The organism is Pseudomonas sp. CIP-10, from assembly GCF_020911845.1.
GTDB classification, from domain to species: Bacteria; Pseudomonadota; Gammaproteobacteria; order Pseudomonadales; family Pseudomonadaceae; genus Aquipseudomonas; species Aquipseudomonas alloputida.
Genome location: NZ_CP087160.1, coordinates 2,573,647 through 2,598,877, shown reverse-complemented (window position 1 = coordinate 2,598,877; position 25,231 = coordinate 2,573,647). Strand labels below are relative to the sequence as shown.

The 25,231-nt window shown below is 56.1% G+C and carries 21 protein-coding genes and 4 pseudogenes; 8 read left to right on the top strand and 17 right to left on the bottom strand.

Annotated elements, in window-relative coordinates:
• Window positions 1-87: 87 nt before the first annotated feature.
• The 6 genes from LMH93_RS11845 to LMH93_RS11825 form a co-directional block, all read right to left on the bottom strand.
• A complete protein-coding gene (locus tag LMH93_RS11845; RefSeq protein WP_038410028.1) occupies window positions 88-1,068 on the bottom strand; it encodes an IS5-like element ISPa16 family transposase in 981 nt (326 codons plus the stop codon).
• 54 nt (window positions 1,069-1,122) lie between these two features.
• Window positions 1,123-1,944, bottom strand: a complete 822-nt coding sequence (locus LMH93_RS11840; protein ID WP_230065194.1) for an ABC-three component system protein — start codon at window positions 1,942-1,944, stop codon at window positions 1,123-1,125.
• Window positions 1,928-2,980: a ComEC/Rec2 family competence protein gene (locus LMH93_RS11835; RefSeq protein ID WP_230065193.1), complete on the bottom strand. Its 1,053-nt coding sequence runs from the start codon at window positions 2,978-2,980 to the stop codon at window positions 1,928-1,930. The genes LMH93_RS11840 and LMH93_RS11835 overlap by 17 nt, the downstream gene beginning before the upstream one ends.
• Window positions 2,981-3,484: 504 nt before the next feature.
• Window positions 3,485-3,832, bottom strand: a complete 348-nt coding sequence (locus LMH93_RS29870; RefSeq protein ID WP_407682543.1) for a hypothetical protein — start codon at window positions 3,830-3,832, stop codon at window positions 3,485-3,487.
• A 238-nt stretch (window positions 3,833-4,070) separates the two neighbouring features.
• Window positions 4,071-4,265 (bottom strand): tyrosine-type recombinase/integrase, encoded by a 195-nt coding sequence (locus tag LMH93_RS29865; RefSeq protein ID WP_407682542.1) that lies wholly within the window; start codon window positions 4,263-4,265, stop codon window positions 4,071-4,073.
• A 615-nt stretch (window positions 4,266-4,880) separates the two neighbouring features.
• Window positions 4,881-5,927: an alkaline phosphatase family protein gene (locus LMH93_RS11825; protein ID WP_230065192.1), complete on the bottom strand. Its 1,047-nt coding sequence runs from the start codon at window positions 5,925-5,927 to the stop codon at window positions 4,881-4,883.
• Between the two features lie 147 nt (window positions 5,928-6,074).
• Here LMH93_RS11825 and LMH93_RS11820 point away from each other — a divergent pair, with 147 nt between their 5' ends.
• Entirely contained in the window at window positions 6,075-7,271 is a 1,197-nt protein-coding gene (locus tag LMH93_RS11820; RefSeq protein WP_230064317.1) for an IS256 family transposase, read from the top strand.
• Here the strand turns inward: LMH93_RS11820 and LMH93_RS11815 are convergent.
• The 4 genes from LMH93_RS11815 to LMH93_RS11800 form a co-directional block, all read right to left on the bottom strand.
• Window positions 7,264-8,037: an alkaline phosphatase family protein gene (locus LMH93_RS11815; RefSeq protein WP_230065191.1), complete on the bottom strand. Its 774-nt coding sequence runs from the start codon at window positions 8,035-8,037 to the stop codon at window positions 7,264-7,266. The genes LMH93_RS11820 and LMH93_RS11815 overlap by 8 nt on opposite strands.
• Window positions 8,038-8,042: 5 nt before the next feature.
• Window positions 8,043-9,167 (bottom strand): DUF4062 domain-containing protein, encoded by a 1,125-nt coding sequence (locus tag LMH93_RS11810; RefSeq protein WP_230065190.1) that lies wholly within the window; start codon window positions 9,165-9,167, stop codon window positions 8,043-8,045.
• Between the two features lie 451 nt (window positions 9,168-9,618).
• A complete protein-coding gene (locus tag LMH93_RS11805; protein WP_230065189.1) occupies window positions 9,619-11,370 on the bottom strand; it encodes a chemotaxis protein in 1,752 nt (583 codons plus the stop codon).
• Window positions 11,367-13,091 (bottom strand): hypothetical protein, encoded by a 1,725-nt coding sequence (locus tag LMH93_RS11800; protein ID WP_230065188.1) that lies wholly within the window; start codon window positions 13,089-13,091, stop codon window positions 11,367-11,369. The genes LMH93_RS11805 and LMH93_RS11800 overlap by 4 nt, the downstream gene beginning before the upstream one ends.
• Before the next feature lie 424 nt (window positions 13,092-13,515).
• Between LMH93_RS11800 and LMH93_RS11795 the strand changes: the two genes are divergently transcribed.
• Window positions 13,516-14,064, top strand: a complete 549-nt coding sequence (locus LMH93_RS11795) for a 3'-5' exonuclease (RefSeq protein ID WP_230065187.1) — start codon at window positions 13,516-13,518, stop codon at window positions 14,062-14,064.
• Here the strand turns inward: LMH93_RS11795 and LMH93_RS11790 are convergent.
• From LMH93_RS11790 to LMH93_RS11775, 4 genes are all read right to left on the bottom strand, one after another.
• Window positions 14,061-14,552, bottom strand: a complete 492-nt coding sequence (locus LMH93_RS11790) for a Mov34/MPN/PAD-1 family protein (protein ID WP_230065186.1) — start codon at window positions 14,550-14,552, stop codon at window positions 14,061-14,063. The genes LMH93_RS11795 and LMH93_RS11790 overlap by 4 nt on opposite strands.
• Window positions 14,549-15,346, bottom strand: coding sequence for a ThiF family adenylyltransferase (locus tag LMH93_RS11785; protein WP_268256905.1), 798 nt, complete (start codon window positions 15,344-15,346; stop codon window positions 14,549-14,551). The genes LMH93_RS11790 and LMH93_RS11785 overlap by 4 nt, the downstream gene beginning before the upstream one ends.
• Before the next feature lie 970 nt (window positions 15,347-16,316).
• On the bottom strand, window positions 16,317-17,570 hold the full coding sequence (locus LMH93_RS11780) for a nucleotidyltransferase domain-containing protein (protein WP_230065184.1): 1,254 nt from the start codon (window positions 17,568-17,570) through the stop codon (window positions 16,317-16,319).
• Window positions 17,570-18,745 (bottom strand): SAVED domain-containing protein, encoded by a 1,176-nt coding sequence (locus tag LMH93_RS11775; protein ID WP_230065183.1) that lies wholly within the window; start codon window positions 18,743-18,745, stop codon window positions 17,570-17,572. Before LMH93_RS11775 ends, LMH93_RS11780 begins: the two co-directional genes overlap by 1 nt.
• 694 nt (window positions 18,746-19,439) lie before the next feature.
• Between LMH93_RS11775 and LMH93_RS11770 the strand changes: the two are divergent.
• From LMH93_RS11770 to LMH93_RS11760, 3 genes and pseudogenes are all read left to right on the top strand, one after another.
• Window positions 19,440-19,756, top strand: a pseudogene (locus tag LMH93_RS11770) (type II toxin-antitoxin system PrlF family antitoxin).
• Window positions 19,756-19,986 (top strand): annotated as a pseudogene (locus LMH93_RS11765) (type II toxin-antitoxin system YhaV family toxin); the annotation flags it as partial. The pseudogenes LMH93_RS11770 and LMH93_RS11765, both read left to right, overlap by 1 nt.
• A gap of 135 nt (window positions 19,987-20,121) precedes the next feature.
• Complete coding sequence (locus LMH93_RS11760; RefSeq protein WP_185279420.1) at window positions 20,122-20,598, top strand: hypothetical protein; 477 nt, start codon at window positions 20,122-20,124, stop codon at window positions 20,596-20,598.
• 18 nt (window positions 20,599-20,616) lie between these two features.
• Here the strand turns inward: LMH93_RS11760 and dapB are convergent, their stop codons facing one another.
• A complete protein-coding gene (gene dapB, locus LMH93_RS11755) occupies window positions 20,617-21,390 on the bottom strand; it encodes a 4-hydroxy-tetrahydrodipicolinate reductase (RefSeq protein ID WP_230065360.1) in 774 nt (257 codons plus the stop codon).
• A gap of 638 nt (window positions 21,391-22,028) precedes the next feature.
• Between dapB and LMH93_RS29860 the strand changes: the two are divergent.
• The 3 genes and pseudogenes from LMH93_RS29860 to LMH93_RS11740 form a co-directional block, all read left to right on the top strand.
• Window positions 22,029-22,326: pseudogene (locus tag LMH93_RS29860) on the top strand (LysR family transcriptional regulator); the annotation flags it as partial.
• A 54-nt stretch (window positions 22,327-22,380) separates the two neighbouring features.
• The gene (locus LMH93_RS11745; protein ID WP_003253953.1) at window positions 22,381-22,959 is read left to right on the top strand and encodes an NAD(P)H-dependent oxidoreductase; all 579 of its coding nucleotides are present in this window, start codon (window positions 22,381-22,383) and stop codon (window positions 22,957-22,959) included.
• 166 nt (window positions 22,960-23,125) lie between these two features.
• A complete protein-coding gene (locus LMH93_RS11740) occupies window positions 23,126-23,509 on the top strand; it encodes a MerR family transcriptional regulator (RefSeq protein WP_003253954.1) in 384 nt (127 codons plus the stop codon).
• Window positions 23,510-23,638: 129 nt separating this feature from the next.
• Here the strand turns inward: LMH93_RS11740 and LMH93_RS11735 are convergent.
• A pseudogene (locus LMH93_RS11735) lies at window positions 23,639-23,947 on the bottom strand (beta-ketoacyl synthase); the annotation flags it as partial.
• Between the two features lies 1 nt (window position 23,948).
• Window positions 23,949-25,223: a beta-ketoacyl-[acyl-carrier-protein] synthase family protein gene (locus LMH93_RS11730; protein ID WP_230065181.1), complete on the bottom strand. Its 1,275-nt coding sequence runs from the start codon at window positions 25,221-25,223 to the stop codon at window positions 23,949-23,951.
• Window positions 25,224-25,231 lie beyond the last annotated feature (8 nt).

Sequence of the window (25,231 nt, the reverse complement as noted above, 5' to 3'; positions counted from 1 at the left end):
CGGGCCGTCGATCAAAATCGACCAGGTAACCCGCTCAGTTCTCCGTTTTTGGCCGCCGCGAGCACCTCGCAGCAGCCATTTTCCGCATTACAGGTGCACCTGTCCTGCGGTAGTCAGCAAATGTCGGCGCGCCATCCATAGGTTCGACAGCGCGAACAGCGTCACCAGCTGAGCGGTGTTCTTGGCCAGGCCACGGAAGCGCACCTTCACGTAACCGAACTGGCGCTTGATCACTCGAAACGGGTGCTCGACCTTCGCTCGCACTTGTGCCTTGGCCTTCTCGATCTTGCGCTTGGCTTTGTACAGGGCGCTGCGTTTATCGAGCTTCTTGTAGGTGCTGCGGCGTGCTGCGACCTGCCAGATCACTTCGCGGCCCGCATGTTCGGGGCGCTTTTCGACGCCGGTGTAGCCGGCATCGGCGCAGACGACGTTCTCGTTACCGTGCAGCAGTTTGTCGACCTGGGTGATATCCGCCACGTTGGCTGCCGTGCCTACCACGCTGTGTACCAGCCCCGACTCATCATCCACGCCGATGTGCGCCTTCATGCCAAAGTAATACTGGTTCCCTTTCTTGCTCTGGTGCATTTCCGGGTCGCGCTTGCCGTCCTGGTTCTTGGTCGAGCTGGGTGCGTGGATCAGTGTGGCATCGACGATAGTGCCCTGGCGCAGCGACAGGCCGCGATCCCCCAGGTAGCCATTGATTACGCCGAGGATGCCGGCTGCCAGCTCATGTTTCTCCAGCAAACGACGGAAGTTGAGGATGGTGGTTTCGTCGGGAATGCGCTCCAGGCTCAGCCCGGCGAACTGACGCAGGATGGTCGTCTCGTAGAGCGCTTCTTCCATGGCCGGGTCGCTGTAGCCGAACCAGTTCTGCATCAGATGGATACGTAACATGGCCATCAGCGGATAGGCTGGACGACCACCTTCACCCTTTGGGTAGTGTGGCTCGATCAGGGCAATCAATCCCTTCCACGGCACCACCTGATCCATCTCGATCAGGAACAATTCCTTACGGGTCTGCTTGCGCTTGCCGGCGTACTCGGCGTCGGCGAAGGTCATCTGCTTCATGGAAAAACTCGGCTGGCGGGATCGGCGTATTTCACCAGATTCGGGAAGTCTTTTTCAGACCTTCCCTAGCAGCAACTGCACATCATAGCGCTTCATGATTTCGTAAGGCGGCGGCATTCCGCTCTCAATTAATAAATCTGCGAAACCAAGCAATGCTGATTTCAAATTCTGAACATTAATTGGATCATACACATTAAACGCGAAAATCCGATCCCGTACCCTCGAAAAGCATTCAAGGTGTGGAGGAACCATTGGCGCACTTGAATGAAGGGTGAGGAGTTGGTTGTATCGAGCGAGGCCGTGACAATCAACGCGACCATACTGATGGTCCAGGCAAGTGGCCTCCATTTCGAATTCCACACCCACCAGAAACGGATAATCGTTATCAATGTGGTAAACACCACCGCCAGACATCCCCTGAATGACGTCCTTACTCGGAATACCCGCCAATTCCAGGGTTATAAGGTCATTGACCACGCTGGCGGCCTGACCAGTCCGATGCTTGATTGGTGTTGCACTCACCCTTTCCGCGTTTGGAAGGCCCACAAAAGTAAGATTGGCCATTGGAGGCAAGTTAGCAGCATTCCAAGATTTTTGAGACAGGCCCGCCTGATGCGCGATTTTTAATATTGCACAATCTAAGGGTTCCTGCTGACCCACCTTGGGAAAAACCATGACACCCAGCACTTCAATGGGGTTCTGATTATGGTCGACCACCACGTTTTTGGCGGGCTCCTCAAACACGGCGTGTCTGGCCGTAAGCACGTAGGAAAACTCCAGCGTCATGGCATTCACCAAAACACCGCTTCCGCTATTAACCATTACGCAGTATGACTGCATAATTTCCGAAACTGTCTTATTAGTATCTAATTTCATCTTCGAGCACTTCTAGACGAGAAGAGTATCCCTCAACCTCATGAGCCAGCAGCAGGGGAGCAATCACATGATGATAATTAAAACACACTTTACTCTGCGTATACTTAATAATTCTGGCCACCGTCCTTTTATTAGGAAGACCATGCCTAGACCCATCAGTGGACACAATATAAATCGGCGAATCCAGCAGCCCCAACAAATCACTACTGGTATTGTACTGACTTCCATGATGCGACAACTTAACGAGATCCAGTTGAAGCTTGTTGGTTTCGCTGTAGTCACTAGCCCGTAAGCTTTCGCACACTACGCCATCGTGTGCGTCGCCCAGAAAAAGCATGCGCCGGCCATCAGCTTCAAGTATGAATGCTATAGAGCTGCCGTTGTAAACAGAGGTATCAGACTGAAATTTGTCGTCTGACCAAATATCTTGAAGCGTTAAATGATAGTCAGTGTCGTGCGCCGAAGTCTTTCCGGAGTCCATTTCCGGGGGCCATACATGCAACAGCTTTGCAAGCTGTTTCCTGCCAGGCGATAACACCTTGAGTATGAAGGGGCCCGCTTGATGTGTCTGCCCTTCCATAATAAGGGGAGCCCGAGCACAGCCCATCTTATCAAGCAATTCTTCAAGATCTTTCCCTTGCTTGACTGTTGTTTGTGGATCGTCATCAAGCAGCTCGATGTTATTCTCGGGTATTTCGGGCACATCAAAATGGCGTGTAATTAATCGCGAAGAGTTAAACCAGATGGATTTGACCATATCACCTAGATAACCTGGCTTCTCAAATGCTTTGATGAGCCCATTGATATGATCGTCATCAATGTGGGTGAGAATGGCGAGATCGATGCGCTGCCCTTTGGCTTTCAGGTCATCAAGGGAATCGCACAGCGCTCCGGCGTAACGCTGCCGTGGCCCATGCCTGAAGGTCGTAGACGTGCCGCCATCTATCAGCAGATTGAACACCCCGTCAGGCCCCTCATGGCTGACGAGAATGCAGTCTCCATACCTCGCTTTGAGAACGCGGACGATGATAGCCATCAGAACTCCCTGTCGCTGCCTGGCCCCGCCAGGCTGTCAAAATGCCAGTAGCATAGGCCGGGCGCGGAAAACTTCCAAGGCTGGACCGATCAGCGCAAGCTTGCGCCCCCTCGACGCAGTTATCGATCGACTAGATATTTCCGCAGCCAGGAATACCGATCTAACCTTACAGCCGTGAAGTTGCGCATTTAGTGTAAAGACTACCGCACGCCAACCATCAGCGCCCAGTTGGACGGAAGGGTATTTCAGCACAGGTCAGACGACCTGGGCTGACTTAATCGGAGAATCCCTAAGTGAGGCTACAGCTCCCCGTCTGATTGAACCAAGCTTTTTCAGGTAGGGGCATAACCAGGGGTATTTTTCGAAGCACCTAAATTTTGAATGCTCATAAGAATCCAGTCACCGCTAAGGGACTGGATTCTTTGGAGTTTTTTTGGTCGGGACGGAATGATTCGAACACTCGATCCCTGCACCCCTTGCAGGGCGAGATCGAGAACATGCAAGCTACGCTGTTCTCTTCCCTCCGGCTAACAAGTTCGCGATGCTCTCAAGATTCCCTGGATGCAAAGCATCTACCGGTGTGCACCCTTTCAGCAGATCGCTTGGCTCACTAAGAAGGCGATAGGCCTCCCAAGCACCAAGCTGAGGTAACAGCCTGAAGACTTCTAGAACTAGTTTGTGCTTCAGTGGATCCAGCTGCCAGTCAGGAATACGTTGACCTCGATTGCCCAAGCTCAGTGACAACAGGCGGTGCGCCTTGATGTCGCGGTTGACTTGATCGCGAGATTTACCGGCTAACCGCGCAAATGAAAGCAGCGGCAAGTTGGTCGGGGCTTCGAAGATCTCCAGCATTTGCGATCTCTCTCTGAATATCAGAAAGCTGCCAGTCACCCTGAGGCGCAACCGACCAGGCTACATCCGCGACACATTTTCTGTCGACATCAGACGCAACCTTTCCACCAACCGTCAACTGATGCGCTGGCGCTGGTGGTAAGCTTATCTGCCCCACCGAAATCTGGGACGCCCCCTCCCACCTAATGGTCAGTGATGAGCTCGCCGCTCTGGCATGCCCTTGCATCCAGACATCTAATCAATTGGCCCAATCCTGCATCATCGTACGGCGTTGCTCGATGTACTCCGCATGGTTATACGCCGAACTCACCTTGTCAGGATCAGCATGTGAAAGCTGCGTGTCGATCCAGATTTTCGGGTAACCGATCTCGTTCAGTGCCGTTGAGATTGTCGCCCTCACGCCATGCCCGGTCAGTCGGTCAGCAAAGCCCATACGTCGCAACGCACTGTTCAGCGTGTTCTCGCTGAAGGGGGTGCATACATCATCCTCAGTGGTAAGGATTCGACCACCGAGTCGAAGTTACGCAAACGCCACGCGAAGATGTCCGAAGCCCTTGAAGACTGCGCGCACGCCGACAAGCTACATCTTGATTTTTACGACCGCGACCATGTGGCGAACTGGGTGAACAATCATCCGGGAATGGCGCTTTGGGTGCGAAACAGAGTCGGCAGGCCTATCACGGGCTGGAGAGACTGTGCTATGGGGTCCTGGCCCAGACAGGAAAGCGCTATGGCTTATGTCTGCGACGATCAGGACGCACTGCACAAAGATCACCAGGGAAGGCGGCTTTCCACCTTGGAGCTCATTGACACCATTCATAAAATCCTGGCCGAACCTGGAAATGCCATCCGCTTACTGGGCCTCGCCGGTGTCGGCAAAGGTCTCAATGGATATGCAAGGCCGCACATGCTCACAGACCGAACACTTGGCCATATCGCACCTATCACAAATACGCTGCCGAAGAAAGATATCCCCCACACAGCCATCACATACAACTTCTATGTTGCCTTTCACATCATGCCCCCTGAAAGCCCTATCCTAGATCCACTATTTCTGAGCTGGATATACCGCCTGCAGATGGTTGGAAAAACCTGCCTCAGTTTCACAACGCCAAGTCGCCCACAGCTTGCATTCCGTCTCGCCCCCCATGTCCAACTCAAATGCCAACCAGTTCCGAGCCGGCATCACATACCGATTAAAACCCGGGAACAACATCATCTCGACACAGTGCTGCACATCGATGGATTGGACCTTGCTGGCGGTATGGTTCAGCAACTGCAGAAAAAGCCGTTCGGCCACTCCAAGCAACGACGGATGCACCACACCTGACGAAGTAAATTGCTGAATCTGCGCCCAGTTCGACGTCGGCGGAATATCCCGACGATAGCAACTGCCCCACGCCGCCACATGCACGTCTCCGGAAGCAATGGATACCCGCAGCATTCTCTGCTCAGCAATACGGGTCAGCGATTCCAGGAGCCGCTTGCGCTCCCCCTCGTGATCCCCATGCGACCAATGATCCTTGAGGTCATCAGCATTACTGTCGAGTACATGATCCTGCCCAAACGTATCGAGTAATCCTTCAGCCAGTGACAATTTGGGGTGCGCGACCGGAACCGAGGACATGAAGATCAAGTGCTGACATTTGCTTCCGGGATGTGCGGGCGTGCCGTCACGCAGTGTGCCGAGCCAAGCCTGCATGGCGATCCAGGTATCGGCCCCCATCACCTGGGTACGTGAACGCTCGGTACGCAAATCAGCCACAAACAGCGATACCGGCCCCATGTGATAGCCGAAACTGAAGCCCGGCTGGCCATCCAGGAGTGGCAAGGCCAATCGATCCCCTTCTAATCGTGCGCGCCATTGCACCGGCTCATACTGTGGATCCTGCTGGGAAACGTTCGCACGCTGGAGCAATTGCTGCGGCGGCAAATCATCAAGCGCATGCTGCAACTGAAATACCCAGAACGCCCTACGCGCATGGCGCATCAACACCTGGAACAACTCACAGTGCTGCATGGCTGGGCTGTATGACCCCCAACCGTCGAAGATGTCGTGGTCATCCCACATCATCACCGTAGGAATTCTCGCCATCGCATCAGCTGCATCCAGATTCGATCGTGTCCCGAGAAGTGGTGTAACTGAACCAGCCGAAGGCGCCCTGCGGGCGAAAGAGGATGGTCATCGTGGTTCTTGGCTAACGTTGAGTTTGCGGACTTAACCTTCACCAGAGAAACCACGATGACCAAGCCCACTATCGCACTGACCGAGTTGGTTGAGAAAGGGGCAGACGCTGATCTGCTCAAGCAAATGATCCAGTTCGTTGCCCAGCGCATGATGGAGTTCGATGTCGAAAGCCTGTGCGGCGCCGGCTTCGACGTTAAAAGCGCTGACCGGATAAACAGCCGCAACGGCTACCGTGACCGCCTCTGGCAAACCCGCGCCGGCGATGTCGATCTCAAGATCCCGAAACTGCGTCAGGGCAGCTATTTCCCCGGCTTTCTTGAGCCTCGCCGTACTGCCGAGAAGGCCATGGCGGCGGTGATCCAGGAAGCCTATATCCAAGGCGTTTCAACGCGTTCGGTGGACGAGCTGGTCAAGGCCATGGGCATGACCGGCATTTCCAAGAGCCAGGTGTCACGGCTGGCCGGCGAGATCGATGAACGCGTCCACGCCTTCCTTGATCGGCCTCTGGAAGGCGACTGGCCTTACCTGTGGATCGACGCCACTTACGTCAAGGTGCGGGAGGCCGGACGCATCGTCTCGGTCGCCGTAATAATCGCCGTGGCCGTGAACACTGATGGAGGCCGCGAAGTCCTGGGTATGCGGGTTGGACCGTCGGAGGCCGAGCCGTTCTGGACGGACTTCCTGCGAAGCCTGATGCGGCGCGGCCTGCGTGGCGTGAAGTTGGTCATCTCTGATGCCCACGAAGGTCTGAAGGCTGCGGTTTCCAAGGTCTTCAATGCGACCTGGCAGCGCTGCCGCGTGCATTTCATGCGCAACGCCATGGCCCATGTCGGCAAGGGCCAGCGCACCATGGTAGCGGCGCTTCTGCGCACGGTTTTCGCCCAGGATAGCCGCGCTGAATGTCATCAGCAGTGGCGCCTGGTGGCTGACCAACTGCGCGAAAAGTACCCCAAGATCGCGACACTCATGGACGGCTGCGAGGACGAAGTGCTGGCGCACATGGCGTTTCCCAAAGCGCATCGACAGCAACTGCACAGCACCAACCCACTGGAGCGGCTCAACGCAGAGATCAAGCGCCGCACCGACGTCGTGGGCATCTTCCCCAACGATCCTGCGATCACAAGGCTGGTAGGGGCGATGCTGCTGGAGCAGAACGACGAATGGTGCCTGCAACGGCGATATATGCAGTTGGAGGCCTTTGAAGCAGTCAGCGATAATCCACAGGCCAAGCTGTCGGCCGTGATCAACTAAACGGCAAACTCAGTGGCCAGAGCCATGATGAGTTACACCACTTCCTGGGACACGATCCCAGATTCGGCTTGGTGTGCCCCCAGTCACGCCGTGTATCAGGCAGCCAACGATTGGAATAGAGACCGAAATAGTAAGATTCGATCTCCTTCTCCAGTGCCACGCTCACCTTGAACGCCAGCTGCTCGTTGCGCGACAGCCCGACCCATCTCTTGAGAGACTTTATGTCCTCCCAGATCGAGTCAAAGTAAATCTGATCGCCCCCCATCAGAAGTAAGTGGAAGCGCTTCAACCCCTTGTCATGGATTCGCCCTTCGTGCCAAAGCTGCTCCTTGTCCAGCACGTAACCCGCAGCACGCAACTCACTGTCATGGTTGCTGATCAGGTCGGCCCAGACGGCGTTTTCAGGGCGTACCAACTTGCGCATTCCACTAGGGTCCGAAAAGCCATTGCAAGAAACGTAGGCCATTCTCGGGGCATAGTCTCGACCGGGGACGGAGAACTGCCATTGCGGCCCGCCATGCCCTACACCAAACTGAACCGTTCGTTCATCCGCCTGCTGATCACAGCTCAGGTCATATCGAAGGATGGTTTCCTTCGGACGCTCCAGCAAAACCTTCGGCGCTGGACAAGCCCGTCCTTCAATAGAAAGCGCAGGGAATGCAGAACCACGTTCAACCCCGAGCAACGCGGTCACCTGCCATTGTCCAGTGTTGCTGACGCCTCGAAAGGACAGTACGGGCCCCACAGTAAAGAGTGCTTTGGACATCCCTGTTATCTCCCTTCAAGTTCAGCAGCAATGACGTTGACAATCTTGGCGCGCGAAGCGGCTCTCTTGGCCAGAATCTGCGCTTCACCTGTTTGATCTAGCCACTCTCTAAATCGCTGGAGCGCGTGGCGCGTTTGCGACGCATCGCGACAGTTGGCCAAGAAGGCAAACTGTACTTTCTGTACATCATCTGCGACAAAAACACCAAAGGATCCGCTGACAACCGTAGCATCAGGAAAGCCTAGCAACGCAGTGGCCTGAGTCTCTGTAGCCCCTCGATGACAGGCGATTAAATGCAACGGCCCTTCCGCACTTTTCAACAGATCAACATGCTCATGGTCACGTAGAAAAGGTTTACCCACCAGCTCACGCGCAGCGGCAACCGTGAACGCAGCCGGGATTGCATGGACACGCACAGCGATATTCACTCCTGCAATTGGAACAAAGGCGAACGCTTCGCTAACAGGGGCTTTGCCACCATTGAGCGCCTGCAGTAACACCGCCTCCATCGCTCGTTTGCGCTGACGAAAGTCCATCCGTGTCCAATCGAGCGCCTGGCCCATATCGAATCGACTCGAAGCTGCGGCGGTTACTCCACGCCGGGTCAGAACAACCAACGCATCCAGAAGCGCTTCCTGAACACGGGTACGCAACTGCTCAACGGTTGAGACCATTCCCCCCCTGAAGGGTGTCTGTTGTGCAATAAAAGCCTGGAAGCGCTCATTACGTGTAGCCTCAGCTACCTGGCCATCGCCTGCGGGGATATTTGGCATAGCGATGAAGCGCACCTTCCCTCGAGTGGTGGCAAGTCCCTCCATGTACTCCGCGTGGCAGATACCGATGTCGCCGTCACTGCTAGCCCACCCGGCATTGCCATTGGACAGCACCAGCAGCACATCGCAATCCCTGACCGCCTGCAAACAGGCATCCCAACTATCCTGCATGCCATCCGCGGGGGGTGCGTCTTCGTTAATCCAGACTTCAAACACCTGCTTGCCAAACAGCTTCGTGCCTTCTATCTCGCGCTTGAGTTGCTCTCGGATACGGCTGAGCGTTTGATCGCTGTCAGCGGGAAAGTGATCGTTACACCGACTGGACAGCATTACTTTGATTTTCTTTGACTGCGCCATCCTTGCTCCTGCCCCACTTCCGTGGCCTAGAATGCCTCGATCAATGAATAACTTCTCGTCCTAAGCATATATCAGGCGAAGGCCTTGTCTAAAAACCACCGACGGGCATTGAAATGCAATCATTCCGAAATCCGGATCGAGCTAATCGAAAGAAATTTAGTAACATTTTGTGACCTCGTCTCGCTTTCGGCGTTGCGGTTTGAAGTTTTGGACCGACGATCATTGCGAGTATTGAGCTACTGCTGCGACAGAACTGCCGCCCGCTTGATCCTCCACGTCGACGCCCAGCGCTTTTAAGACCCCGTTAAACGCCTGATCGCCCCCCTTCAACAAGTTGGAAGACGTGGACTCGGAAATTATGCTTCTACGCCAGCTCGAGCCTGAGCGATAGCCTCAAACGGCCATCCGCAACTGGAGAGGCTCGGCAGGTGTTTCCAAAGTCGTAGTATCATCAGCCCTTCGCCTCCATCGAATCCCGCTCAACCACGACTTGGTCGGCAGCTACAAATTGCTCACCTCTAACCTGACTCAGAAGAGGCAACCACAAATTTGGGGGGAGTGGCAGGCGAGAGTGCCGGCAGGCCATGACCAGAATGGGCCAATGGTCCAGGCTGATGGCCGACAGCGCTCCAAATGCGTGGCCCCCCTCACACTCACGGGTCAGCAGTTCCATCGCTGCAATACCATCTGGAGTGATCGGAATACCACTAAGAGCCCATCCATGTCTAGGTTCTCCTTGGTAGAGTTTCTCCTCTGTGTCCTCCCCAGCAATCCAAAGCTGCTGATTGCAATGTTTGAGCATCGCACCAACGAAGTCAGCAAATATTTGAGTAGCTTCGGTCGCCCCACGCGATGATGCCCACAGCATCACCAACGGAATGAGCGTACTGCCACGGGTTTGTTTCTTTCTGTATTCCTCAGTCGACTCCCGAGGATGGTGAATCAGGTCACGGTAATCACGTTGGATCGTTGGGTACCGGCTGTGCGTTTCGAAGGAAAAACGAATACGCTGCAGAATCTCTGTCGCGTAATTTTGCGAATAGGGCTGCGTCTCACTCATCATCGAGAGGAAGACAAGCGCAATGCCGATATCAATAGATTGTTCATCGGCCATAGGGCTGAGCAGGCAGGGATTGTTATTGATGAGGTGACAGACCTGCGCACCCAAACGCCTCGCTCGACTGCTTGCAGCATAGACTTTGGGTAGCGTCCCCCCGCAACCTTCCTCCCAGAGCATCCATAGCCCCCGCTGGGAGATTCGACCCAACGTCTCAAATAGCTTGAGATTGACGTCTACAGGAGTACTTGTGCTAACCGCTGCTGACACTCCGTGCTGGGTGCCAACATGAGGAAGAATTTTCTTACCATATAGCCCTTGCCAAACTTGGAAGTGGAGATCAACAAGTTCTGCGAAAAGCAACCGCACCTTCATGTGAGCACCTGGGCGATCACCGATGTCTGCTCGAACTAAATGCCAAGCTCGCAAGACTGCCAACTCGCTGGCCCTGTATGGTGCCTCAAGGTTACCCTCCTCACGCCCCCAAACAAACAGTACGCTCAAGCAGATATAGATACGTCTCATCGTCGCGACCCGTTCATCTGGGCTGGCATTGCTGCCTGCTAACAATCCAATCAGCAAGTGCGAAAAGTATCGGAAGGCGACCTCTGGCTCATTGAGCATCGCGATCGACTTATTGAAACTGTTGCGCAGGTCCTCGCTCACGATCTGCTGCTTGAGGACCCCCTCACTTAGATGCCCTGCGAGCAGGTCACCATTCCATTCCTCATACGAGATTCTCTCGGTGGTATGGCGTTTGGTGTAGCCAATCACTTCTTCACGAATTGATTCGACGATTTCGCCACCGAAGCACAGACAGATCACGATTTTATGCTGCTTGTACTGCTCAGGAATGCGACTTTGAACATAGCCATCGAGGATGCTGTCGAGAGAGGGTCGAAGGGCCTGATCGCCCGTATTCCAGTCTGACCGCGTCAGGTTGCCCTGCTTGATGGAAAAAAGGAAAACCTTCTGCTCACCTTTATGCATTCCTACGGCCATGACATCGACGCCATGTTGACGAACGCCTCTGGTTGGTCGCGACAGAACATTGAATCCAAGCTCACTCAAAAGATCGGGTAACAGGATGTCCAATTCGTCCCGTTCGCGCAGCGAAGCTAGGTAGTGACGGAATACTAGCTTCATTTGAGTCGGGCCTCCTGCCGAAAATTCACGAGCATGATCTGGAGCCCCACTGGATCAATGATGTCCTCCCTGGGCAACGTGAGCCGATGACTGAACGTGGTCAATTCATGTGCAGAGCGGAACGGCTCCACCTCAGTTGGAGTCCATGAAACCATGCCATTGCCGTAAAGAAGTACTTGCTCCGCTCCGAACTCGAATAAAAACGACCCTTCGCGCGCTTGCTCCATAGAAGTTTGCATGATGTCGGAATATCGCTGCCGCTCCAGCTGCGATTCTCGCTCGGACGGAAGCAGTTCAGCGATCAGCGCGCTACGGTTCAACTGCTCCAGATAGCGATCAAAATCAACTATTACCTTCTCCCAAAAAGACGCACGGGGCTCCGTTGGGTTGTCCGCAAAAGACTGGAAGCACTCCTTCGCCAGGCTCGGATAGTTCACCAGAACTATACGGAAAAGTGCTAGAAATTCCTCACTGCACGTCTGGGGAAGTGAACGGGCCAGAGAAGCCAAGATACAGCCAAGAAGAACCGGTTTATAGAAGAACGTCGCGATCGCCTTCTTCGCGATGAAGCAGTACTCCCACTCCTCGAGGTCGAAGCTGGCAAAGTCTATAAACAACGTACCTGGTACGATATCCTCAAGAAAAATCGCATCAATAAGTTCACGCCCGAGTCGGTAAATCCCCGCTCGCAGCCACTCCACTATCCAAATGTTCAGGTCTTCGCGTGACTCACGCGAGAGGTGGCCGACTAACATTTGAAAGTGACTGAGCGCACTTTGCTGCTCCAGTATCAAGTGTTCAACGTAGGCTCGCGCCTGTTGTGCATGCCCCTCGCGAAGGAGGCGCACCAGGGCAAGGTCAAGCAGATTGACCGCTTCCGGTTTAAGCTCTGCTTCCTGCAGGCGACTCCACAAAAGTGCGCCAATCGCAGCTACTGCATCTGCCGATCCGAAAGCAAGCATGTAGGCGGCTGCCCTCGCCACTTGAGGCAATGTAACTTGAGAAAGACGGTCAACAAGGGCTGTTAGCCCGTCAGCGTGCGTATGCGGGATCAGATCGAACCAAGAAAGCGCAGTATTCAGCAGCGCTCCCTGAATGCCGTCCTCCTTTTCAATCGACCAAAGCTCATCGAAGAGATTGAATACCTCCACCCAGCCAACCTCGCCTACGTCAGTTCCGTGTAACGCTCGAATCACCTGCTCCTTTTGAGCCTGATTTCCCGAGGTAAGGATATGACGTATCTGAGTAAAAAATGATGCAACATCCACTGCCATCCCCCAGTGGAGTGCAACCTGCAGGGCGCCGTATCTTTCAGGTTGCGCCCCAGGCTGCGTGACATAGTCAAATAGCTGTTGAGGGCGCTCGAACGAAAATCTACACCACGTATCAAGAATGACGCCGATGGTATGGCTGTCGGTTTGCTCGTCATAGATATCGCCCACAGCACCGATGAGATTCTGAGCACTGACGCTTAGGTTTCCAAGCACATGCGCATAGATTTGCTTTCCATGCCAGCCTTTCCAGTTCTGGAAAGGCTCGAGCTTTGCCGGTGCTATCAAGCCGAGCAGGTCCACATGACCGTCGTTGTGCAGCTCACTCAGTTGACGACCATAAGCTTTCTGCTCTTCAAAGGCGCAGCCCCACCGGTTGTTGTAGATCGCCTCCAGAAGCTCGCCTCTCTGCGCTACAGCGATGATATCTGATGGGGATGGTACGGCCATGCTTAAGCCTCCTGGCAGCAGCGTGAGAATCACACATCGGGGCGCGCCCGGTTCGGGAAGGTCGTCTGACGCGAGTTCAAATAACGATAATCCATCGATAGCCGAGCCGACAATCATCCGCTGCTTTTAGAGTCGTCCGCGTGCAACCGCCGACCATTCCAGCCAATGGACGATCACCTGGTAGGGCGTAAGCTTTTCATCTTTCCACTCTCCCGCATTGAGCGGAATGGTCAGGTGTTCGGGCGACTCCACAGCCGAGACCATGCCAACTCGCCATAGAAAACACGCGCTCGAGATCTTCGACCTCGACAATTTCTTTGGTCACACAGTCACAAGCGTTATCCACGACTACTCCTCCTCCATCGAGTTGGGGATGTTAACCTTGTTCAACTCGCAACATACTGTTCGAAATACTAGGAGCAAGATGATGAACGATGAGCTTTATGTTTCCGTCGATGTCGAGACTTCGGGGCCTGTACCAGGCATCTATAGCCTGCTTTCCATCGGCGCTTGCGTCGTCTCAGAGCCCGTTCAGTCAATCTATCTCGAGCTCCAGCCAGACGGCCTAAAACACGATCCGGAGGCTGTCGCTGTAGCTGGCCTTGACCTCACCAGGCTCGAAAACGAAGGGCTAGCCCCACAGACGGCGATGCTCAAGCTGGAGCAATGGTTGAACCAGGTATGTTCGGCAGATCAGAAGATCGTATTCGTGGGGCTGAATGCCCCGTTTGACTGGTCGTTCATCAACTACTACTTCCACAAGTATTTTGGGACGAACCCCTTTGGATTCACCGCACTCGACATGAAGGCGTATTACATGGGGGTTACCGGATGCCGCTGGAGGGAAACTAAATCCTCCCAAATGACCGCTCGTTTCAACCCCCAAAGCGCACCCAACCATAACGCGTTGGACGACGCACGATTCCAGGGGGAGCTTTTCGCTCTCATGCTGGCAGAGGCACGTAACCACTAACCTGGCCAACTGCCCCAGACGGCTTCAGCATAACGCCCACCCCTGAAAGACCAAGACTTTATGCCTTCGTGACTGCTGGAGTTGCCCACGATGATTGCCAGCGGGTGCGGCAGCTGTTGGGTGTAGTAGGCGGCGAACCTGGAAAAACTCCCGATATCAGTGGGGGAGATCATGGGAATGCTTTGCGGGTGCGTATGCCAGTACCCCACCAGGCGGAGACCTGCGGCGTTAGCCTGCTCAATTTCCTTTCGACAGCGACGAGCGTTCAAATCCAGCCAGGTCCTACCAGCCCGATCATCTTTATTAGGAGGAGTCGCCAAGGCCAGTACCAATCCGGCGGCGTCTGAAGGCTCGACGAATAGCTGTCCTCCACGCTCTACATCAAAGTGCTTCTGTCTGTAACTCTCCAGCAGGCTCGCAACCTCCTGCGATACCAACAGTGGAGTGTTTAGCCCGGGCCAGGTCCATTGCCAGGCGATCGCTGTCATTTAATTCTCTCCGATGCTTCCGGCCAATCGCGCTCCAGCTGGGCCTGCTGCATTCCGGCAGGTAGCTCAGGCCCGAGGTAGTTACCTCCCAGCGTAACCACTTCATCAGGTCTATTGATGCTGCTGACCCAGCTCGGGCTGCCGATGTTGCCACTCAATACTCGTAATGCAGCTTGAGAAACCATCGAAGCAATGTTCACCATCCCAAGTGAACCTCCTGGGATGAAACTCTCCCCGCAGGCGGGAAGGGCGACGATCCCACCTTCCGGCCACTCGGTGAACTTGTGCTTAAAATCACCGTTGTCTGTGAATAGGCGTCGAGCATCAAATGCACCAGATGGCGCAAGGAGCACATGCCCCACCTGTGTATGAGGCTCACTCCAGGCCTGGAGTAAACCCCAGGAGGTGCCATTCGACTTGGCCCCCCACAGCGCCACCTCCGACTGCCAGTCCGCGGTAGTAACCACTACCAGATGAGCTTTATCAAAAACCTCGGGATTCTTGTACATCACCACTTCGGCGAAGGTGGCGAACGCCGTGACTTCCGTAGTGGGCAGGTCTTTGCGAATTTTTTCCTGTAGCGCTTCGGCCTTGGGGAGACCAAGGTCATCGGCGCCGAGCACATGTCTGCCAAGATTTGCCGAGACCAAGTGGTCCGGGTCAATGAGTGTCAGATGACCAACACCCGAACGCGCCAACTGTAGGGCAACGGTGCTACCCAATGAGCCTACCCCAACGCAAACGACGCGAGCCCCTTCTAGTTTCTGCGCCACGCCACTGAGGTCACGGGACAAAATCTCTGTCCGATCCAGAACATCCAGCGTCGTTGCTCGGATCAGAACTGGGGGATGATTGACTGCAACTGCAGGCCGGCGCCGCGCTGATCGCAGGTAAAACCTTGATCCTCGATCCAGCTGTGGGCCGTATGCGCGAACGTTCAGGCAGTAGATTGGGGCGCTGGCATCCCCGGGGAGCTCCAAAGCGATCCAGCGGTTGGGCAGTGAGCCACGCTCATAGAACCAGGCCACCAGCTGCGCTCTGTCATTAGGAGCAAGATGCGGCAAGAGCCATGTGAGCAGTAGCTCAGGGGCGGGAAGGCGCAGGTCCGGATAGCTCCGAAGCTTTGCGTAGAAACCTGGGGCCTCCGGTGCTCGCATCCTTGGAGATCGGCCAATCGTCCGCCGGCAGTGTCTTTTCAGGGATGCCAGATCCGTGGCGAGCCAGACTGTTTCTTGGCCAGATGGTAACGTTTGTCGAGGATCGCTAAGGGCATACAGCTTCGAGGCAGCTTGAGGGCGATCCAAAAGGATAAGGTTCTGTAGAGATAGCCCTTGCTGCCTAGACCAGTACGATGTGATTTCGCGACGAAATTCGGCATCCCGGGTAGCCGCACATGAACCCATCCGGGACAAATTTACGATCTTACCTAACCGCGCTAGGCTATCCGACACCACATACTCAGGGGTGCCCATCACTGAGCGCTCCTGGAAACCATGCAGGCAGAGCCCGACTTCCATAGCGTGAGGCCATACAAGCCATGGCGAGGGCTCGACTGTAAGCTTCAACCCACCGCGGGGGAAATTCTTGGGAAAGCTGATGCGTAGCCGCCGCTCCGTGCCCGTATAGTCAACTGGCAGAGGAAAGTAGTAGCTCGCAGCTTCACCGGTCCGAGCGACCGCAGGCTGAAGCAGTGCGTGTGCGGCATCTTCGCCAAGAGCACCTCGCAGCGCGGCTATACCACGCTGCAGAGACGTATCCGTCTGATCAACCAAGACGCCCAACTGGCTTTACATCCTCTTGAGAGTTCGCAGTAGCGCTCACGCCGCCAAACATGGTGGCCATTAACGTGGTGTTTCGGGTGGTTCCATTAGGCCGACCAGGCATCGTCCAGTTGGGCGGAATTTCGCTATTCACTGCCGAAATGAAGGTAGGGCCAATGCCGAAGTTTTCGTTCACTGCCTTGGCAAATGCTTCTGCGGACTCGAAGCTTTCAAGTCCCAGCGACACCGATACGCTGGCATTCTCGTGCCACTCCTGGAATGCCCGGCAGTAGCGATATCCATCGAGCGGTCTATTCCATTTTTCAGCGAAGTTTTCGCCGCTATCTGCCGGGTTGCAAACCTGGCATTCGTTACCCCGGTACTTAACGTGATCCGGCATCCTTCGGACGATTTCGAGGATGGCATCTAGCGGCCTTAGCGGCGTCGACTGGGACTCCTTCGCCACATCAAGGTAGGCGTGGGTAGCGAGAGTGGTGATGACTGCCGAAATAGGACGATGATTCGTATTTTTAGTGCGGATGGCCCACTCATCCCGATGTCGCTTCAGCAGCTTGATCGTTGCCCGAAGTGGGTCTTGATCGAGATAGTCCTGATACTGCGGCAGCGGATCCTGAGTGGCGGCATCAGAAGCGCGCTGGCTTTTTGCGACAGCCATATGTTCCGCCAAGGAGATGGTTTGCGTTGACGCGACCTGCAACCATTTTGAGTACGGGATCGGGCTGCTTGCCTTCCACCCAGTCTCCCGATCCGGTACTTCCAGCTTACCTTCGCCATTGCCTTGAGAGTTTCCATTGATGGCACGTGCTGGCGTGACATCGATGTGGAATCCGGGGTTTTCGTCCGCATAGACGATCCGGATGCCCCGGCGTAGTTGTTTGATTTCCTCCTGGACACGGCTGCCAGCCTTGAAGCGTTCCTCAATGGCATCCAGAACCTCTCGAGCTCCAGCTCCCTGGGCATGAGGGAGCCAAATAATGGCGTCCGCGTCGATGGTGTCCAGATCCTCTGGGGCGCCAGAAACGGGCTTGATCGTTGTCTTCAGGCGCATGGAGCCTTGGACAAAAATGTGCGCCTCCGCCAGTAGTGGGTTGTCGGAAGCGTTGAGGATCTTCTCAAGCTGGGAGTATCGGTCGTTGATCTTCTCGTACTGTGCTTCTGACAGTGAGATCTCCTTCGCGGCGCGGAGCAGAAAGTGCTCCCAGCTTCCGCGCTTGGTCTGTTCATTGCTCATGGACATCAACAAACCTCCTGGGCTTGGTGGCCCAACTGTAAAGTTGGCGTGAACCTATTTTGGTTGTCTTTATCTCGATCGAAAATCAGGTAAGCGTGTTGGTGTTGCGTAGTAAGCAAGGCCCCGAACTCAATTGCCAAAGCAGCGGGAATTGCCGCAAACACATGGATTGTGTCTGCAGTCATGGCCTCAAGCTGGCTCAAGTGCGCTTGTAGAGCGTCGCGAAACGCGTGTATCACTCGACGGTTCTGAACCATCGCATAGCTAGGCATTGGGATGCTCAGCTCAGCGATACGCGCACCAGGTAGTGCTTCTTCGACATCGCGAGCAGGGACTTGCGCGGAGATAGACAACACCAGAGCCAGCGGACCTTCTCCATCCGATGGCGGGGTGAACACAAACTCGGGAGGTTCGGCTGACTGGTCAGGCCAACGAAGTTGGTGTTCGCGGTTGAACGAGAAAAGCAGGCGCTTGGATCGATCACCTAAGGACTGCCCCAGCATGATCAGCGCAGGGATGTCTGCCACGCCCACCACGGCCAGCGCGGGAGCATCACCATAGGCTCCTCCGCGGCGCTTTAGCTGCCGATCTAATTCGTGCTGAATGTTGTCCTTGATACTCTGCCAATAGTGAGCATCCCTGCCACGATGGCTCGGGGCCGGAAACGTGATCTTGATGGGATGATCGAATGCAGTCAGTCCCTCTGAGGACATTGCCACCAACAGATCACGAACGGGGATGTCGTTGTTCGTTGCGAAATGCTGGCTTTGGACAATTACTGGAATCGCTCTTCCACCATCAGGGGTGGTTGCCGCCAGTCGAACTCGCTCCAAGTACGCTTGATGCAGGCCGCTAAGATCGCTTTCTGGATATCCATCAGCATCCCGATCAATTTTGTCATGGCAGCCAGGGCAGAGAAGCATGAGATTGGCTGGGTCGTTGGTAAGCGACGCGGCCCTGGTTTCGTCATGGTCAGATCGTCCCCGCGGGCCCTTTGGGCTAGCTGGCAGGATATGTGCTACCTCGCCCCATTTCATAGGCTTACCTGCACGGTAGTCGTACATGAGATCGGTGCCGCACAGCTCACAATGGCCTGCAGCCTGAGTCCAAACGACACGCTTTGTCACATCGTCGGTGTCATAGCGACCGGTCGCGACACTGACTTTTTCTTGTTTTCCCATGAAGCCTCCTTGAAACATCAGGAACACTGATGCGTACTGGCTCTTTGAGGTCAGATAAGGTCGCTAAGTCGGAATTCAAGCCCGGAGAAGCGAAGCGGCAGAAATAAAATTTCGACGCCCCCAGCCGTTGGTTGCGAGCTGCTACCGTACACGTGAGTAGCCATCTCCAGGATTTCGCTCCGTTCAGCAACTAGCGTCTAGACAGGTGCCGTGATGACCGAGGAAGGGAGAGTGATGACCTCGAGGTGAGTCGCCCTTCTTTCGTGATACCTAAAAGCCTCAACGGCGGTATTTGGCCGTTAGCTGCCGTTCGAGACATACGCCCCCGAGTAGATGCAGCCCCGCCCTGCTTACGACGATCCGATCATGGAGGTACACTGAGGTCCAGTGTGCGCCACCCCGACAGCTGTCAGAAATCGCCATTCGCGATCGCGCATCCTGCAGAGGGTATCAGAGGGTATTTTTGCGGGTATATTTCCGTTTTATAGAGCCAGAAATACCGTTATAGAGCCATGTCCAAATGTTCTTCGGGGACCCTGAGAGTCTTTAGAGGATCGTGTCCCTGGAAGTTATGTAACTCATCCTGCGGTGCTATTGAGCGTCCTCCCCGCCTATGCTTGATCAGCAGAAAATCAAGACTGACCACGTAAGGATTATTCCTTACCACTCAATCAATACATCCGGGAGAACGCTCATGCCTGCCATCCACGAAATCGCCACGTTGACCTCGAAGGGGCAGGTCACAGTGCCCAAGTCCGTTCGCCAGCTTTTAGACCTCGACACGGGTGGCAAGATCGCATTCGACGTACGCGCCGGGGAAGTCGTGGTGAGCCGCGTAGAAGCCATCCATGAGGACCCTGCCATCGGTGCGTTCCTGGTTTGCTGGAGGCTGATATCCGAAGCGGGCGCAACCTCACCACACTGCCGGAAAACCTGGCGCAAACCATGCTCGCCAATGCGGGCCACGCTGTAAATCTGGACGAAGATATCGACGGTGAGGTCGCGATCTGATGCTGCGACATGGCTGGACACTGTTGTTCCATGAAGGTGTGACTTTACAGCTACGCAAATTGCAAGAAGCCGCCGCCCGGGCCGAGCAGAACGACCTGCAAGGTTTTGAAAGCAACGCCAACGTCAAGCTGTTTTGGGCATTGAGCCATCTGATCATGGAGGCTGTGCCTACCGACCCGGACAGTGATGAGTTCCGCCAAGGCAACACGCGGGGCACCGCCTACCGACATTGACGGCGGGCAACAATCGGCAGGTGCTTTCGGCTGTTCTTTCGCACGGCCGATCTAGAACGCCAGATACTAGGCTCGCCGCATATGGCCGGGGGGCACATCATGGCGCTGGCCTGCAATCTGCCCTGGACAGCCATGGAAACCATAGATGCCTTCCTCGCAGAACAAGCCCAGTACGCCGCACGCCACCCTGTACAGCTGGCACCGGGAGCCGCTGCCTTGCTCGCCCGGCTCAAAGAAACAGGCGCTCGTATCACCGCATATGGGGGAAGCACCAAGGCAGCGATCTTCGACCGCTACCTGGCGTCGGTAAGTGAGTACTTCGATGCCGACCTGCCTTACATCGACATGGGCCACGCACGCCCGGGCATGGCTGAAATCCACCGTCAAACAGCTACCAGTGCCGGCGAGCTGGTGTTCATCGATGACCTGAACCGGGTCGCCCAAGTGAGCAAAACGCTCGGTTGTGGCTTTATCGGCAAACCCGCAACCCTGTACCAGAAACAGCAGATGCAGGCATCGGGTGTGCGGTTCATCTGCAAGGATCTGGACGAGATCGACCAGACACTCTTGCAAGCGCTGGACCAATCCTTGCGACTAGAGCACCACTAGCCCGCATCGCACTCACGCTCAACTCACTGCCAAGCCAAGCACCGCCTGCATGGAATATACCCCGGCAGGCTGATGCCAAGCCCAGCGTGCCGCCCGCAGCGCCCCTCGGGTGAATACCTGCCGATCTAGTGCCTGGTGGCTAAGGGTAAATACTTCTCCTTCGCCCGCAAAGATGAGTGAGTGATCCCCCACCACTGAGCCCCCCCGAAGGGTGGCGAAACCAATGGTGCCCACTTCACGGGGGCCGGTCAGCCCATCCCGCACGCGCACCGCCTGGCTGCCTAGGTCCACCTGCCGGCCCTTGGCGACCGCTTCCCCCATCATCAACGCCGTGCCGGACGGTGCATCTACCTTATGACGGTGATGCATTTCCAGCACCTCAGCATCCCAATCCTCCGCAGGTAGCACTCGACCGGCAATTTCAGCGAGGACACTGAGCAACTGCACCCCTACGCTCATGTTGCCAGACTTGACAATGCGCGCCCCTTGGCTGCCAGCAATCGCCGCTTCCTGCTCGGGGTTGAAACCAGTCGTACCAATAATGTGAACCAACCCTCGGGCCGAGGTGTACTCCAAGCATTGCAACGTGACTTCGGGCTGGGTGAAATCAAGCACGCCATCAGCCCCGTCGAGCGATCGCAACATATCGTCAGTGAAATGCACCCCAGTCGGGTCACTCCCCACCACTTCAGCGCAGTCCTTGCCAACCAAGCTGGAACCAGGCCGTACCACCGCAGCATGCAGGCACGCACCCTGGGCATGAAGCAAGCTTCGCACCAGTCTCTGACCCATGCGCCCCGACGCGCCCAATACCACCAGTCTTATTGGTCTATCCATAGGTATCAAAACGTCTCCTTTAAAAAAAGCGGCCGCCGTCATGCTTATGGCAACCGCGATAACTCCGCGAATTGAAAGCTGCCGACCACGTTGGTATCGAGAATCTGTTCCACGGTTGCCAGTGCCGGCTGTAACTTTGAAAACACTGTTCACGCGGCAAGATCGAACGGTGACAACGTAGAGGGTTGTGCGCAAACGCCTGGCAGGCACTTTCACGCTATGAATGCCATTGAGTCGGGCCCACCCGATCCAGCAAAAGCCGCACGCACTCGACCTCCTGTATAGACAGCGGTTCGAGTAAGCCCATCGCTGTTTCCGAAAGAGCCATGGTGACCTCCTGAACCTGCCAGAAGCCAAATACTCATCTCGTCCACGATCCCGCTCCATCGAAAAACCGAACTGGGGTCTATCCCATTCTGGTCTCAAATCTGGCCTTGAATGACTTGCCCGGCAATCCGTGAAGAACCAAAAAAACGGTCTGCACGACCGGTATAAGGTACGAGACCTCTAAAAGCACACCCTCACCGAAACCTGTGCGGCCGGCTCATCTCGCGCCGGTAAGGCTTCATAGACGCTTTGGCTGTAGGTCGGCACGCCCCCTGCGCGATCGCGACCCGTCAGTGTTGGTGATGCCGGTCGATAATGCCTTGACAGGGCTCGCCCCCCCTGACGTTCAACGACACCCTCAGCCACGCTTATGTCGCCCTCAACGCCAACAGTGCCCTCGCCGTCTATCTGGAGGCGCAAGCCCTTCAAGCCGGTTGGCGCTTGCAAGTGCGAGTGCTGGCTCAACGCACATTGCGTTTCTGCGCCCGCTCATTCGACGGTTTGCCGGGCTCCAGCCGAGCGCTGCTGGACTGTTTGTCTCTACCGCTAACCGGCAAGGCTTGACTCTACCGTAAGGGGCAGACTTTACCCTTGGCACTTCATTACCTGGAGTTTGTCATGAAGCGCAAACGCATGCTCGTAATCCTCGGCCACCCTTCGAACGACAGCTTTTGCGGCGCTGTGTCCGAACGTTATGTCGAGGCTGCCACGCAAGCAGGCCATGAGGTGCGCCTGCTGCGCCTGGACACCCTGGATTTCGATCCGGTCTTGCACGATGGCTATAACCAGATCCAGTTGCTTGAGCCCGACTTGATCAACGCACAGAACGACATTACCTGGGCCGAACACCTGACATTGGTGTACCCGATCTGGTGGGGCGGCATTCCGGCGTTGCTCAAGGGGTTCTTCGACCGCGTGTTTCTGCCCGGTTTTGCCTTCAAGTACCGCAAGGGCTCGCCCTTCCCGGATAAACTGCTCAAGGGCCGCACGGCTCACCTTTTGGTGACCATGGACACGCCGCCGTGGTACTACCGGTGGGTGTATCGCATGCCGGGCCTGCACCAGATGCGTAAGACCACCCTGGAGTTCTGCGGCATAAAACCCCTGAAAACCCTGACCTTCGGTCCGGTATTGGGCTCCAAGCCGGAACAGCGTGAAGCCTGGCTCAAACAAGTCCAGGCAGTCGCCAGCCGCTGATCGGCCCCGGTCGGGCCGTGCCCCTGCGCCGCCCAGCCGGGCCTCCCTGCTGTGACACCTTGTCCAACTTGGCTTCCCACACCCTGACGCTTGTGCAAAGATGTCGCGCGCCTGTACGAGCACGCGACATCTTTTTGCTTCTGATGCGTCATAAAAAGGGATTTTCATGTACATCGGCAAAGCTGCCCAGCTGTCGGGCACCACCGTCAAAAGCATTCGACATTACGAAGAAATCGGCCTGTTGCCACCCCCGCAACGCGAAGGCAAGTACCGCATCTACAGCCAGCAAAGCGTAGAGCTGCTGACCTTCATCAAATGCGCTCAGCAACTCGGCTTCAAGCTCAAGGAAATGCAGGCCATTCTGCAGGATCATCGCGGCCAGGAGCTGCCCTGGGATCTGGCCATGCAGGCCATCGATAACAAAAAGCAGGAATTGATGGGGCAGATCCAGGCCTTGCAGCAAGTGCATGACGGCTTGGTTGAGTTTGAGCTGAGCCTCAAAGATGCTCAGATGCAATGCCAGTTCGAACACCTGGAAAAGGCCCGCTGAATCCGCTCCGCCGCCCCTGACCGGCCATGGCGCCCCGTGCCGTTTTCAGCACGCAGGCGCCCCGGCGATTTAGCCTGGCACAGCCCCCCCCCCCGGCTGCTCGCCCTCTTGCACGGCTGGCTGCGGCACAATCGAGGCAAAGGCAGCGGTCAATGCGATCCGCTCGTCGGGCAGTTCCAGCCCACGCAAGGTCTCGGCGAGACGGCCGGCGCAATACAGCAGGCGCGCGCCCTGAGGCTCGAGGCTGCGGGACAGTTTGCGGTCGTACACACCCGCCGGCAAGGCGGGCGCTGCAACACAATGGGCCAGACGTGCCGGGTCGAAATCCAGCGGTTGCGCGGCCTGAGGTTGACTGTCACGAGGCGCACATTCAGTACCGGCGGCGTTGAGTACCGACGCCGCAGTGATATAAACAGCGGTTGAATTGGATCTGGTCATGTCATGCCCTGCCCAGCACCAACGAACTGTTCACGCCACCAAACCCGAAGGAGTTGGAAAGCACGACATTGATCGGTTGCTGCAACGGTTCACAAAGGAATTTCAACGCCGGAAATTCGGATTTTTCCGGCTGAAAATTGAGGGTCGGCAAGGCCACGCCCAACTGAATGCTCATCAACGACAGCACCGCCTCAATGGCACCGCTGCCGGCCAACGAATGCCCTACGGCAGACTTGTTGGCAGTGAACGTCATCTGCTCCAGGGTTTCGCCGAAGACCTGCGCCAGGCCCAGGGCCTCACAACGGTCATTGGCCTGTGTCGACGTACCGTGAACATTCACATGGTCCACAGCCGCACTGGTCAGTTCGGCATCGGCCAGGGCGGCCGTCATGCAGGCGGCATACTTGCTGCCGTCGCGGCTGCTGGAGGTGATTTTCTCTGCCTCGCACAGATTCGCGTAACCCAGCACCCGGCCCAGCGAACAGGCCTGACGACGCTCGGCATGCTCGCGGGATTCCAGCACCAACAGCGCCGCCCCTTCACTCAGCACAAAGCCGCAGCGGTCCGGCATGAACGGCCGGCTCTGTTCTTGTGGGGAAAAGTCCACGCGCTGGCAGAGTGCGCCCAGCCCATCAAAGCTGTAGTAGGACAATTCATGGGCCATCAACTCCACCGCGCCACACAACGCCAGGTCGATCTCGCCACGGGCGATCGCTCGATAGGCGCTGCCGATGGCCATGGTGCCGGCGGCACAGGCATCGGAATGTGTGGAGATATGGTCACGGACGCCCAGCCATTCGGCGAGATGGCAGGTTTGCTGATCAACCCGCCGGGCAAACGCCCCACCGCTGAGGGTGTGGTTATCCAGGAACTGGTCGAGATCGACCCGCCCCTGATCGTCCATGTAACGGCTGGCGTCCCGCAAATCACCGCTCACGCAATGTTTGTTGGCCCCGACGAAAACACCGCTGGCGACTCGGGCAAATGCGCCGTCGGCCAACCCGGCATGGGCCAGCGCCTGACGGGCCACGTAATGCGCCAGCCATTCCTGGCGGGAGGTGGTCTGCAGGTCGCCCGGAAAGGCCGCCGCGATGACCTGCCATTGTTGCTCATCGATAAAACCGGCCGCCGGGTTCGCAAACCCCAGTTCGACAAACGCCGGGTGCTGGCCAATGCAGGAACGGTTTTCGCTGATCGTCGTGAACAGCGAGGCCGCATCCAGTGCCGTGGGAGCCACCAGTCCATAGCCGGTGACCAGAACCTCTCGGGCCTGCATCAAGGCAC

Bases quoted from the DNA above. Each gene is read 5' to 3' on its own strand.
- LMH93_RS11805 (WP_230065189.1), bottom strand. From the start codon at position 11,370: ATGAAGCTAGTATTCCGTCACTACCTAGCTTCGCTGCGCGAACGGGAC.
- LMH93_RS11810 (WP_230065190.1), bottom strand. From the start codon at position 9,167: ATGGCGCAGTCAAAGAAAATCAAAGTAATGCTGTCCAGTCGGTGTAAC.
- LMH93_RS11815 (WP_230065191.1), bottom strand. From the start codon at position 8,037: ATGTCCAAAGCACTCTTTACTGTGGGGCCCGTACTGTCCTTTCGAGGC.
- LMH93_RS11840 (WP_230065194.1), bottom strand. From the start codon at position 1,944: ATGAAATTAGATACTAATAAGACAGTTTCGGAAATTATGCAGTCATAC.
- LMH93_RS11825 (WP_230065192.1), bottom strand. From the start codon at position 5,927: ATGGCGAGAATTCCTACGGTGATGATGTGGGATGACCACGACATCTTC.
- LMH93_RS11795 (WP_230065187.1), top strand. From the start codon at position 13,516: ATGATGAACGATGAGCTTTATGTTTCCGTCGATGTCGAGACTTCGGGG.
- LMH93_RS29865 (WP_407682542.1), bottom strand. From the start codon at position 4,265: ATGGGCTTTGCTGACCGACTGACCGGGCATGGCGTGAGGGCGACAATC.
- LMH93_RS11740 (WP_003253954.1), top strand. From the start codon at position 23,126: ATGTACATCGGCAAAGCTGCCCAGCTGTCGGGCACCACCGTCAAAAGC.
- LMH93_RS29870 (WP_407682543.1), bottom strand. From the start codon at position 3,832: ATGCTGGAGATCTTCGAAGCCCCGACCAACTTGCCGCTGCTTTCATTT.
- LMH93_RS11745 (WP_003253953.1), top strand. From the start codon at position 22,381: ATGAAGCGCAAACGCATGCTCGTAATCCTCGGCCACCCTTCGAACGAC.
- LMH93_RS11790 (WP_230065186.1), bottom strand. From the start codon at position 14,552: ATGACAGCGATCGCCTGGCAATGGACCTGGCCCGGGCTAAACACTCCA.
- LMH93_RS11730 (WP_230065181.1), bottom strand. From the start codon at position 25,223: ATGCAGGCCCGAGAGGTTCTGGTCACCGGCTATGGACTGGTGGCTCCC.
- LMH93_RS11775 (WP_230065183.1), bottom strand. From the start codon at position 18,745: ATGGGAAAACAAGAAAAAGTCAGTGTCGCGACCGGTCGCTATGACACC.
- dapB (WP_230065360.1), bottom strand. From the start codon at position 21,390: ATGGGTCAGAGACTGGTGCGAAGCTTGCTTCATGCCCAGGGTGCGTGC.
- LMH93_RS11780 (WP_230065184.1), bottom strand. From the start codon at position 17,570: ATGTCCATGAGCAATGAACAGACCAAGCGCGGAAGCTGGGAGCACTTT.
- LMH93_RS11760 (WP_185279420.1), top strand. From the start codon at position 20,122: ATGGAAACCATAGATGCCTTCCTCGCAGAACAAGCCCAGTACGCCGCA.
- LMH93_RS11845 (WP_038410028.1), bottom strand. From the start codon at position 1,068: ATGAAGCAGATGACCTTCGCCGACGCCGAGTACGCCGGCAAGCGCAAG.
- LMH93_RS11820 (WP_230064317.1), top strand. From the start codon at position 6,075: ATGACCAAGCCCACTATCGCACTGACCGAGTTGGTTGAGAAAGGGGCA.
- LMH93_RS11800 (WP_230065188.1), bottom strand. From the start codon at position 13,091: ATGGCCGTACCATCCCCATCAGATATCATCGCTGTAGCGCAGAGAGGC.
- LMH93_RS11835 (WP_230065193.1), bottom strand. From the start codon at position 2,980: ATGGCTATCATCGTCCGCGTTCTCAAAGCGAGGTATGGAGACTGCATT.